This is a genomic window from Streptomyces solicavernae (genome assembly GCF_029968095.1).
Classification (GTDB): Bacteria; Actinomycetota; Actinomycetes; order Streptomycetales; family Streptomycetaceae; genus Streptomyces; species Streptomyces solicavernae.
Genome location: NZ_JASCIR010000032.1, coordinates 1 through 11563 on the forward strand (window position 1 = coordinate 1; position 11563 = coordinate 11563).

The window sequence follows — 11563 nt, forward strand, 5'->3', positions numbered from 1 at the left end:
AGATCGGTGACGTGCGGGTGAAGTGGACCCGCGATCTCCCCTCTGTGCCGTCGTCGGTGACGCTGCTCAAGGACCGCTCCGGCCGGTACTGGGCTTCGTTCGTGGTCGAGACTGACCCGGCCGACGACGTGTTGCCGCCCATCGACGGTGACCAGGGCATCGACCTCGGATTGACCCGCTTCGCGGTCCTGGCGGACGGCTCGCACATCGCTAGCCCCCGCTACCTGCGCAGGGCGGAGAAGAAGCTGAAGAAGCGGCAGCGGGAGCTGTCGCGGAAGAAGAAGGGCAGCAACAACCGGGACAAGGCCCGGATCAAGGTCGCACGCGCTCACGCCCAGGTGGCCGATGCGCGCCGGAACTTCCATCACCAGTGGTCCCACAAGCTCACCAGCGAAAACCAAGCGGTGTTTGCGGAGACCCTGAACGTGCGAGGACTGGCGCGGGGCCGACTGGCAAAGAGCGTGCACGACGCCGGATGGGCACAGTTCGTGTCCTTCCTGGAGTACAAGGCGACACGGCGAGCGCGGCAGTTCGTCAAGGTCGCCCGCGACTTCCCCAGCTCACAGATCTGCTCCGCCTGCGGACACCGAGACGGCCCCAAGCCGCTCAACGTCCGCGAATGGGTGTGCTCCGAGCCAACATGCCGCACCCGGCACGACCGGGACTGGAATGCGGGCAAGAACGTCCGATACGAAGGCCGCCGCATCCTCGCGGCGACAGAACCACCCACCCCTGAACCGGGGGCCTCACGCCGGTAACGGCGGCGAGTAAACGCCTGCGGAGCGCACATAAGACCAAGGGGTCGCCCTGGCAGCGCGCACAACCCCCACCCTGGTGGGGAGGAAACAGGAACTCACCCGAAGCGGGAGGACCTCACGGCGAGGACCACCCACAGACGGAAAATCCTCGCCCTTCAGGACGACGGAAGAGGTTAAGAGGTCTTCGTACGGGAGCAGGGCGTACCGGTGAACCTGGAGTACGACACGTACGACAAGGTCGCCGTGCATGTGCTGGCCATCGGGGACGACGGGGCGGCGCTCGGCACCGGGTGGCTGCTGCACGGCGCGGCGGCCGCGGAGAAGACCGGCGGCGACCCGGCCGTCGGCTCGCTCGGCCGGCTCGCCGTCACGTCGGCCGCGCGCGGGCTCGGCGTGGGGGCCGCGCTGGTGCGGGGCATCGAGGAGACGGCCGCTTCGCTCGGCCTGGCGGAGGTCGACCTGCACGCGCAGACGCGTGCGCTCGCCTTCTACGAACGTCTCGGATACGCGGCGTACGGCGGGGAGTTCCTGGACGCGGGGATCGTGCACCGGGCGATGCGGCGGAAGCTGTAGGGCGGTTGCGGGGGCGTAGCGCCCCGAGCAGGGGGACATGACCGGTTTTCCGGTTATGCGTGGCAGGCTTGAGGGCGCGTTCCCGAGCTCCGGGGGCGCGCCCGTGCGCCGTCCCGGCGGTGCCGGCGCCCGTCGTGCGCGCCTGGGAGGCCCTCGAAGTGGACCAGTTGGCCCTGCTGTTCGTCCTGCTCCTCGGGGCCGTGCTGAGCGTTCCGGTCGGGGCACGGCTCGGGCTGCCCGCGCCGGTGCTGATGACGCTGGTCGGGATCGTGCTGGCGCTCCTGGAGTTCGTGCCCAATGTCGAGATCCCGCCGGAGTTCATCCTTCCGCTCGTCCTGCCGCCGCTGCTCTACGCCTCCGTACAGCGCACGTCCTGGCGGCAGTTCACCGCCAACCTCCGGCCGATTCTGCTGCTCGCGGTGGCCCTGGTCTTCGTCACGACGGCCGCGGTGGCGGTGGTGGCCGACGCCGTCGTGCCGGGGCTGCCGCTCGCCGCGGCCGTCGCGCTCGGGGCGCTCGTCGCGCCGCCCGACCCGGTCGCCGCCACCGCCGTCGCCGGTCAACTCGGGCTGCCCAGGCGGCTCGTGTCGATCCTGGAGGGCGAGGGCCTGTTCAATGACGTCACCGCGATCGTGCTGTACCACGTGGCGATCGCCGCTGCCGTCAGCGGCTCCTTCTCGGTGCCGGCGGCCGCCCTGGACTTCCTGCTGTCGGCGGTCGTCGCGCTCGCCGTCGGCCTCGCCATCGGCTGGGCCGCCAACAAGCTGATGGACTTCCTCGGCGACGCCACCCTCCAGGTCGGCCTGACCCTCCTCGTGCCGTTCGTCGCGTACGTGCTCGCCGAGGAGCTGAAGGGCTCCGGGGTGCTGGCGGTCCTGGTCACCGCGCTGTTCCTGGCGGAGTACGCGACCGACGCGGACGACGTGATGGGGCGGCTCGCCGGGCGCACGTTCTGGGAGGTCGTCGACACCCTCGTCACCGGGATCGCCTTCGGGCTCATCGGCCTCGAACTGCACAACGCCGTCAGGACCGCGTCCGGCCGCTGGGGCGAACTCCTCGGCTGGGCCGCGGCCGTCACCGCGGTGGTCGTCCTCGTACGGCTGCTGTGGCTGCTGCCCGCCACCTGGATCGCCAAGCGGCTGCACCACAGGCGGGACTACGACGAGGAGATCCCGGTCAGCTGGCGGGAGACCGTCATCATGTGGTGGTCCGGGATGCGGGGCGTGGCGTCCGTGGCGCTCGCCCTCGCCATCCCGCTCACGACGGACGACGGGAAGGCCTTCCCCGTACGCGAAGAGATCATCTTCATCGCGTTCGGGGTCATCATGACCACCCTCGTCCTGCAGGGGCTCACGCTGCCCTGGCTCGTACGGAAGCTCGGGGTCGAGGCGGACGCCGAGGCCGAGGAGGCCTTCGAGAAGGAACTCGCGATCCGGGCGGCGAAGGCCGCGAAGCGGCGGCTCAGGGAGATCCAGGAGGTGGAGGAGCTGCCGGACGAGTTCGCCGAGCAACTGGCCCGCCGCGCCTACGACATCGGGGCCCGGATCAGCCCCGACATGGTCGACGAGGACCGCAGGGCGGCGTACGTGAAGCGCAGTGCGTGGGCGAAGCGGGTACGGCGGATCCAGGGCGAGATGATGAGTGCCGCGCGGCATGAGGTGCTGGCGGCGCGGAACGAGCACGGTTCCGATCCGGAGATCGTGGACCGAGTGTTGCGGCACCTGGACGTTCGCAGTCTGCGCTGAGGTCACGCCGGGCCGAACAGCCGCCCCCGGCCTGACCTCACTCCCGGCCTGACCTCACTCCCGGTCTGACCTCACCCCCGGCCCGTCCGCAGCTCCGGCTCCGGCTCGTTGGGGTGCTTCACCGGCGGCGGAAGCGGTGCCGAGGTGGTCGCGATGTGCGGCAGCGCGTACGGGTGGTGCTCCGTGAGCCAGCGGATCAGCTGTTCGCGGACCGTGACCCGGACCGTCCAGATGTCGTCCGCGTCCTTCGCCGTGCCCAGGGCGCGGACCTGCATCGTGGACGGGGTCGTGTCCGTGACCGCGAGCCCCCAGTCGCGGCCGTCCCAGGCCGGGCACTCGCGCAGGATGTCGTGCAGCTTCTCCCGCATTTCCGGCAACGGCGCCCGGTGGTCCAGGTGGAAGAAGACCGTGCCGGTCATCTGGGCGCCGCCGCGCGACCAGTTCTCGAACGGCTTCGACGTGAAGTACGAGACCGGCATGGTGATCCGGCGGTCGTCCCAGGTGCGGACGGTCAGGAACGTCAGGGTGATCTCGTCGATCGTGCCCCACTCGCCGTCCACGACCACCGTGTCACCGAGCCGCACCATGTCGCCGAACGCGATCTGCAGCCCGGCGAAGAGGTTGCCGAGCGTGGACTGGGCGGCGATGCCCGCGACGATGCCGAGCACCCCGGCCGAGGCAAGGAGCGAGGCGCCCGCCGTGCGCATCGCGGGGAACGTGAGAAGCATCGCCGCGGCCGCCACCACCCCGACGACGGCCGTCACCACGCGCTGGATCAGCGTCACCTGCGTACGCACCCGGCGCACCCGGGCCCGGTCGTGCTGCGTGGCCGCGTACCGCGCGTACGACGCGTCGGCGACCGCCACCGCGACCCGCACCACCAGCCAGGCGGCGGAGGCGATGAGGGTCAGGGCGAGGATGTGCGTGACGCCGTCCCGATGGGCCGTGAGCAGCCCGGACCGGTCGTGCGAGGCGAGCAGCACGGCCGTGCCGAGGACCAGTTGGAGAGGCAGGCGGCAGCGGCGGAGCAGATCCCAGAGCGGGGTCTCCGGGTGGCGGGCGTCGACCCGCTGCAACGCGCGGTCCACCAGCCAGCCGACGGCCAGCGTGAGGACGACCGTGCCACCGAGGACGATCAGCGGACGCAGTACGTTCTCCATGCGTCCGAGGGTAAGTGCGCCTGGCACGATGGACGCATGGACATCATGCTTTTCCACTCGGCGCAGGGCCTGCGCCCGGCCGTGCACGCCGCGGCCGACCGGCTGCGCGCCGCCGGGCACGAGGTGCACGTGCCCGACCTCTACGACGGGCGGACCGCCGACACCGTCGAGGAGGGGATGAAGATCAAGGAGGAGATCGGCTCGGACGAGCTGCTCCGCCGCGCCGTCGCCGCCTCCGCTCCGCACTCCGAACGCGGGCTGCTGTACGCCGGGTTCTCGCTCGGCGGCTCCCTCGCGCAGAACCTCGCGCTCGCCGACGAGAAGGCCCGCGGGCTGCTTCTGCTGCACGGCACCTCGGACATCGCGGACGGGGCGACGGTGGACGACCTGCCGGTGCAGCTGCACGTCGCCGACCCGGACCCGTTCGAGCCGCACGACTGGCTGAACGCGTGGTACCTGCGGATGCGCCGGGCAGGGGCGGACGTCGAGGTGTTCCGGTACGCGGGCGCAGGCCACCTCTACACGGACCCGGACCTGCCGGACTTCGATTCCGAGGCGGCCGAGCAGACGTGGCGGGTGGCGCTGGGGTTCGTCGAGTCCCTGTAGGCGGGTCAGTCGCGCGTGCAGCGGCCCGTCGGGTTCGCGGCGGGCGGGCGGCACTGCAGCGGGAAGTCGGCCCGGTCGCGGCTCAGGTACCGGCCGACGCAGGTTTTGGGCGTCGTCCGGCCGAGGGCCGCGCAGTGCCGGAGCGCCGCCCGGCCGCTGGAGAACGGGCCGGGCGCGTAGATCACCCAGTAACCCGGCCTGAGCGAGGCGTAGTTGTCGCTGCGCACAAAGCGGGCGTTCGGCACCGTCTCGCGGATCTTCGCGACGCGCCGGTCGCGGGCCGCCGTGCCCGTGGAGACCGGCTCCGAGAAGAGCTGGGCGACCCAGCTGCCGGAGGCCGGAGGCGGCTTCTGCGTACGACTGGGCTTGCGCGTGGGCTGCTTCGGCTTTGCCGGGTTCGCCGGCTTCTTGGTGCGGTCCGGACCGGCGCCGCCGGCGGGGGACTTGGTGGGGCCGGGCCCGGCGGTGCGGCTCTGCTCCGGTCCGCCGCCCCCGGCCCGTTCGCCCTCGCCGCCGGGGTCGCCCAGGGCGAACAGCAGGGCCGTGCCCGCGACCAGCGCGACGGCGAGGCCGATCACCGCCACGAGCACCGGCGTACGGCTCCGCCCGCCCGGCTGCTGCTGCCGCGTCTGCGGGGGCGGCGCCGCCTCCCCGTACGGGTACACGTACGGGGACGTCTGCCCGTACTCGCCCGGTTCGGCCCGGCCCGGGAGCGGCACGGGGCGCGGGCTGTCCACGGCGGTGGGCGGCGGGGGCGGCGTCGGCGCGTACGAGGTCCGGGTCGGCTGGGACGCCAGGGCGGCGGCGGTGCCCGACTCCACCTGGCCGAGCAGTGCGTCCAGGCGGGCCGCGTCGGGCCGGGCGGCCGGGTCCCGGACGAGCAGGGCGGCCAGGACCGGCGCGAGCGGGCCCGAGCGGACGGGCGGCGGCACCGGCTCGTCGAGCACCGCGGCCAGGGTGGCGAGCGTGGTGGCCCGGCGCAGCGGACTGACGCCCTCCACCGCCACGTACAGGACCAGGCCCAGGGACCAGAGGTCGGAGGCCGGGTCGTCGTCGGTGCCGCGGATGCGCTCCGGGGCGATGTACTCGGGGGAACCGATCAGGTCGCCGGTGGCGGTCAGCGAGGACGTGCCCTGGAGTGCGGCGATGCCGAAGTCGGTGAGGACCGCGCTGCCGTCTTCGCGCAGCATCACGTTGGCGGGCTTCACGTCCCGGTGCTGGATGCCCGCGGCGTGCGCGGCGCGCAGCGCGGAGAGCACCTGGCGGCCGAGGCGAGCGGCCTCGCGCGGGTCCAACGGCCCCTGGGCGAGCCGGTCTTGAAGGGTGTGGCCGGGCAGCAGCTCCATCACGAGCCACGGGTGGCCTTCCACCGCCGCGTCCACGATGTGGTGGATGGTGACCACGTGCGGATGGCTGAGCCGGGCCAGCGCGCGGGCCTCGCGCAGGACCCGCTCGCGCAGCACCCGGTCCGCGTCGGCGCCCGCCTCCGGGGACTGGGCCGGGTCGGGGGAGCGGACCTCCTTCAGGGCCACCTCGCGGTGCAGCACCGTGTCGCGCGCCCGCCACACGGTGCCCATGCCGCCGCTGCCGAGCCGCTCGATCAGCTCGAAGCGTCCGTCGACGACTCTGTTGTGGGCCGCGCCCCCGTCCCCGTTCATGCGGATCAGCGTACGGGCTGCTCCGCGCGCTCCACCCGCTGCGTGCCCGAAAGCGTCCGGTACGAGCGGATCCAGGACGAGGTCGCGTCCCGGTCGGCCTTGTCGGACAGCGCGTAGTAGTCCATCTGCGAGCGCTCGGCGGTGACGTCGAGGACGCCGTAGCCGTGCGAGTCCATGTCGAGCCAATTCACATGCCGGTTGGCGGCCCTGACCGCGCCCGCCGCGACGAGGGACACGGTCTGCGGGGCGACGTGCAGGATGTCGTCGAGGTTGTCCGAGGTCACCGAGGTGACGACGAACTCGGTGGCGGCGCTCTGCGACAGCGGGTACGTGGCGGCCTTCACCGGCACGTCGTTCGCCCAGGCCATGTGGATGTCGCCGGTCAGGAAGACGGTGTCGCGGATGCCCAGGTCGGTGAGGTGGGCGAGGAGTTCCCTGCGGTCGTCGGTGTAGCCGTCCCACTGGTCGACGTTGACCGCAAGACCCCCCTTGGGCAGCCCCAGCAACTCCGCCAGCGGGCCGAGCAGATGGGCCGGTACGGAGCCGAAGGCCACCGGCGAGATCATCACCGAGGTGCCGACCAGCTTCCACTGGGCCCGGGACGCGGCAAGACCCTTCTTGAGCCAGTCGAGCTGGGCGCGTCCGGTGAGGGTGCGCTCCGGGTCGTCCACGTCGCCGTTGCCGACCGTCGTCTGCTGGGAGCGGAACGAGCGCAGGTCGAGCAGGTGCAGGTCGGCCAGGCTGCCGTAGCGGATGCGGCGGTAGACGGTGCCCTCGGTGGCGGGGCGGACCGGCATCCACTCGAAGTAGGCCTGCTTGGCGGCGGCTTGGCGTGCGGACCAGTCGCCCTCGGTGCCCGGCGTGTGGTTCTCGGCGCCGCCCGACCAGGTGTCGTTGGCGATCTCGTGGTCGTCCCAGATCGCTATCACGGGGTGGCGGGCGTGCAGGGCCTGGAGGTCGGGGTCGGTCTTGTAATGGCCGTGCCGGGTGCGGTAGTCGGCGAGCGAGACGATCTCGTGCAGCGGTGCGTGCTGCCGGATCACGTCCTCGTCGACGGGGTAGCCGCCGGACGCGTACTCGTAGAGGTAGTCGCCGAGGTGCAGGACCGCGTCCAGGTCGGGGCGGTCGGCGAGATGGCGGTACGCGGAGAACCAGCCGGCCTCCCAGTTGGCGCAGGACACCACGCCGAACCGGACGCCCGGCGCCGTCGCGCCGTGGGCGGGGGTGGTGCGGGTGCGGCCTACGGGGGAGACGACGGGGGAGGCCTTGGGGGAGCCCTCGGAGGGGTTTTCGGGGGCGCCCTCGGAGGAGGCCGCACTGCCCGCTGTGAAGCGGAAGTAATAGTCGGTCGCAGGGCGCAGGCCCCTTACATCGGCCTTCACGGTGTGGTCGGCCGCCGCACGCGCGGTGACGGATCCGCTCGCCGCGAGCCGGTTGAAGTCCCGGTCCTCGGACACCTCCCAACGCACCGCCGTGTCGGGCCCCTTGCCCGAGCCGGGCACGGCCTCGGCGGTCGGCGTCACCCGGGTCCAGAGCAGGACCCCGTCGGGCAGGGGATCGCCGGAGGCGACGCCGTGCCGGAAGGCGGGGCGGTTCTCGGCGGCGTGGGCGAGGGGCGTGGCCGTGAGCGGGGCGGCCGCGAGCGGGACGACGACCGCGGTGGCCGCGGCGGCCTTGACGACCGTGCGGCGCCCCGGAGTTGACGGCGAGGGGCTCGTGGCCCGAGGGCTTGTGGCCTGGGGGCTCGTGGCCCGAGGGCTCGTGGTCTGGGGGCCCGTGGTCTGGCTGGGGATTCTACTGGTCACAATCGGTCAGATTACTGACCGGTATGAGCAAAGAGCGGGCGAACTCCGAAAGTTCGCCCGCTCTTTGGGTGCAGTACCCGTGGGCGGCGAGGGCGACGCGGTGGTCAGCCCTTCAGCGCCTCGTCGATCGTCTTCGTGAACTGCTCGGCCGTCATCGGCGTCCCCTTCTGACCGTCGGGGAACTCCGCCTCCAGCTTCTTGCCGTCCATCTTCAGCGTCGGCGTGCCCTGCACACCGCTCTTCTGGAACGCGTCCGACATCTCCAGGGCCCACCGGTCATAGGTGCCCCCCTCGACCGCCTTCTGGAACTTCTCGTTGCCCTTGAGCGCCGGGACGTCGTTCGCGATCTCGATCAGCGCCGAGTCGTCCTTGAACTTGTCGTCGCTCTCCGCGGGGTGGTGCTTGGCGGAGTAGAGCGCGGACTTGAACTCCAGGAACGCCTCGGGGCTCACGTTCAGGGCGGCGCCGAGGGCGCTCAGGGCGTTCTTGGAGCCCTCGCCGTTCGTAGCGTCGTCGATGAAGGTGGCGCCGACGAACTTGACCTTGTACTTGCCGTCCTCGATGTCCTTCTCGATCGTTTCGCCGACACCCTGCTCGAACGAGGCGCAGATCGGGCAGCGCGGGTCCTCGTACATCTCCAGGGTCTTCTTCGCGCTGTCCTCGCCGATGACGACCGTCGTGCCGTTCTTGCCCGAGGTGTTGGCGGGGACGACGACCTTCGCCGTCTTGGCGGCCTCCCACGCGGACGGCTTGCTCGCCTGCATCACGGCCCAGCCGACGCCGCCCGCGACGGCCAGGACGCCGACGACGCTCACGCCGACGATGACCTGCCGGCGGACCTTGTCCTTCTTGGCCTGCCGCTCCCGCTCGGCCCGCAGCCGCTCGCGGGCCGCCGTCTTCGCCGCCTGGCTGTTGCGCTTGCTCATGATTCTTCTCCGTATGTGACGTCGTACGTGACGTGGTGTGGGGTGGTCCAGCCGGTGTTGGTGCTGGTGCCGGTGCTGGTGCTCGTGCTCAGGCGAAAACAGAGGCCTGGCACGGCGGTCCACGCCGGTTCACGGAGTGCGCGACGAGCCACGCGCGCGGGGTGCGGGTTTTCCGGCCGGGCAGCGGAGCACGCCGCACCGGTCCGATGCGTACGGAGACGGCGGCCACCGCGACGAGCAGCGGCCGGAACGCCAGCTGGCCGGCCGCGCGGAGCAGCTGCGCCAGCGCGCTCTCGCCGCGCCGCAGCCAGGCCGCGGCGATCAGGCCCACGCCGATGTGCGCGGCGAGCAGCAGCCAGGCCGCGGCCGGATCGGCGGAGGCGAGCAGCTCGGTGGTCTGCCCCTGCCCGCCGCCCGCGGCCCGCGCGAGGGCGGCGCCCACGCCGTCACCGGCGCAGAGCACGTCAAGCCCGAAGGAGCGCAGCGGACCGGCCACCGGACCGCCCGCCGCGCCGTAACAGACGTGCTGGCCGGCGGTGAAGACCGTGTCGGCGGCCAGCTCCAGGGGGACGAGCAGCGCCGTGATCCGCCAGAAGCCGCGCTCGCGACCGGCGAGCAGATAGGCGAGCGCGAACACGGCCGCGCTCACCGCCGCGACCGTGGTCAGCGGCAGCGGAACCCGGGACAGCAGCACGTGCGAGGCGGCGGACAGCGTCACGACGACCGCCGTGAAGAGCGCTGCCCGCGCCGCGCGGAGCTGCGACCCGGATATGTCCATGGCGTGAAAGTCTGCCATGCCTCGGTGTAAGCCCCCCTTCAAGTTTTCCTGTGAACGCCCCGGCCCTGGTGGGAGCCCCTACAGGCCCGGGATCCGGCCGTTGCGGAACAGGTCCACGAAGATCTGGTGGTCCTGCCGGGCCCGCGCCCCGTACGCGTGCGCGAACTCCACGAGGATGTCCCCGAAGCCCTCCTCGTCGGCCGCGATGGCCGCGTCGATCGCCCGCTCCGTGGAGAACGGCACCAGCTCGGAGTGCCCGCTCTCGTCGTCCGCCGCGGCGTGCATCGTGGCCGTGGCCCGCCCCAGGTCGGCGATCACGGCGGCGATCTCGTCCACCTCGTCGATGTCCGACCAGTCCAGGTCCACCGCGTACGGCGACACCTCGGCGACCAGCTGGCCCGAGCCGTCCAGCTCGGTCCAGCCCAGCCACGGGTCGGCGTGCGCCTGCAGGGCCCGCTGGGAGATCACCGTGCGGTGGCCCTCGTGCTGGAAGTACGCGCGGGCCGCCGGGTCCGTGATGTGCCGCGAGACCGCCGGGGTCTGCGCCTGCTTGAGGTAGATCACGACGTCGTTCTCCAGGGCGTCGGAATTGCCCTCAAGCAGGATGTTGTACGAGGGCAGCCCCGCCGAGCCGATCCCGATCCCGCGCCGTCCCACCACGTCCTTCACGCGGTACGAGTCGGGGCGGGACAGGGACGACTCGGGCAGCGTCTCCAGGTACCCGTCGAAGGCGGCCAGGACCTTGTACCGGGTGGCGGCGTCCAGCTCGATCGCGCCGCCGCCGGACGAGAACCTGCGCTCGAAGTCCCGGATCTCCGTCATCGAGTCGAGCAGCCCGAACCGGGTCAGCGAGCGGGCCGAGCGCAGCGCGCCCAGGAGCGGTCCCTTGGCCGTGTCCAGGGTGAAGGGCGGCAGCTCAGATATGTCGCCAGCCTTCGCGCCGGTCGCCAGCGCGTGGATCCGCTCGCGGTACGCGCCCGCGTACGTACGCACCAGGTCGGTGATCTGCTCGTCGGAGAGCGCCTTGGTGTACCCGATCAGGGCGACGGAGGCGGCGAACCGCTTCAGGTCCCAGGTGAAGGGGCCGACGTACGCCTCGTCGAAGTCGTTGACGTTGAAGATCAGGCGGCCCTGGGAGTCCATGTACGTGCCGAAGTTCTCGGCGTGCAGGTCGCCGTGGATCCACACCTTGCCGGTGCGCTCGTCCAGGTACGAGCCGTCCGGTATGTGCTCCAGGTCGTGGTAGAAGAGGCACGCCGTGCCGCGGTAGAAGGCGAAGGCGCTCGCCGCCATCTTGCGGAACTTCACCCGGAACGCGGCCGGATCGGCGGCGAGGAGCTCGCCGAAGGCGGTGTCGAAGACGTCGAGGATCTGCTCGCCGCGCTGCTCGGCGCTGAGCTCGGGGACCGACATCGCTGGGTGCCTCCTGGTGCATGACAAATGGGACAGGTGTTCCATCCTCTTCCAACGCACGAAGCTACCCGTGAGTGCCCGCGGGTTGTCAGTCCCCGGACGTAGACTTCAGCGCTGTCCCCCCACTACGTCGCCGTGAGT

Annotated in this window: 9 protein-coding genes and 1 pseudogene; 4 read left to right on the forward strand and 6 right to left on the reverse strand. The window is 71.8% G+C overall.

The features are described from left to right. The 3 genes and pseudogenes from QIS99_RS26580 to QIS99_RS26590 form a co-directional block, all read left to right on the forward strand. Positions 1-758, forward strand: a 758-nt coding sequence (locus QIS99_RS26580) for an RNA-guided endonuclease InsQ/TnpB family protein (protein WP_282516199.1), incomplete at its 5' end; no start/stop codon positions are given. Positions 759-935: 177 nt separating this feature from the next. Further along, positions 936-1331 (forward strand): annotated as a pseudogene (locus QIS99_RS26585) (GNAT family N-acetyltransferase); the annotation flags it as partial. 158 nt (positions 1332-1489) lie between these two features. Further along, positions 1490-3076, forward strand: coding sequence for a Na+/H+ antiporter (locus QIS99_RS26590; protein WP_282516253.1), 1587 nt, complete (start codon positions 1490-1492; stop codon positions 3074-3076). Positions 3077-3147: 71 nt separating this feature from the next. On the opposite strand, the gene QIS99_RS26595 is transcribed toward QIS99_RS26590, so the two are convergent. Then, positions 3148-4236: a mechanosensitive ion channel family protein gene (locus tag QIS99_RS26595; protein WP_282516200.1), complete on the reverse strand. Its 1089-nt coding sequence runs from the start codon at positions 4234-4236 to the stop codon at positions 3148-3150. A 36-nt stretch (positions 4237-4272) separates the two neighbouring features. Here QIS99_RS26595 and QIS99_RS26600 point away from each other — a divergent pair, with 36 nt between their 5' ends. Further along, on the forward strand, positions 4273-4842 hold the full coding sequence (locus tag QIS99_RS26600; protein ID WP_282516201.1) for a dienelactone hydrolase family protein: 570 nt from the start codon (positions 4273-4275) through the stop codon (positions 4840-4842). A gap of 5 nt (positions 4843-4847) precedes the next feature. Here the strand turns inward: QIS99_RS26600 and QIS99_RS26605 are convergent, their stop codons facing one another. The 5 genes from QIS99_RS26605 to QIS99_RS26625 form a co-directional block, all read right to left on the reverse strand. Continuing rightward, positions 4848-6500 carry a serine/threonine-protein kinase gene (locus QIS99_RS26605; protein ID WP_282516203.1) on the reverse strand — a complete coding sequence of 551 codons (1653 nt, stop codon included), beginning with the start codon at positions 6498-6500 and terminating at the stop codon, positions 4848-4850. A gap of 5 nt (positions 6501-6505) precedes the next feature. After that, entirely contained in the window at positions 6506-8305 is a 1800-nt protein-coding gene (locus tag QIS99_RS26610; RefSeq protein ID WP_282516204.1) for an alkaline phosphatase D family protein, read from the reverse strand. A 104-nt stretch (positions 8306-8409) separates the two neighbouring features. Next, entirely contained in the window at positions 8410-9231 is an 822-nt protein-coding gene (locus tag QIS99_RS26615) for a DsbA family protein (RefSeq protein ID WP_282516205.1), read from the reverse strand. Between the two features lie 88 nt (positions 9232-9319). Then, positions 9320-10009 (reverse strand): hypothetical protein, encoded by a 690-nt coding sequence (locus tag QIS99_RS26620; protein ID WP_282516254.1) that lies wholly within the window; start codon positions 10007-10009, stop codon positions 9320-9322. A 78-nt stretch (positions 10010-10087) separates the two neighbouring features. Then, positions 10088-11422 carry a DUF2252 domain-containing protein gene (locus QIS99_RS26625; protein WP_282516206.1) on the reverse strand — a complete coding sequence of 445 codons (1335 nt, stop codon included), beginning with the start codon at positions 11420-11422 and terminating at the stop codon, positions 10088-10090. Between the last annotated feature and the right edge of the window lie 141 nt (positions 11423-11563).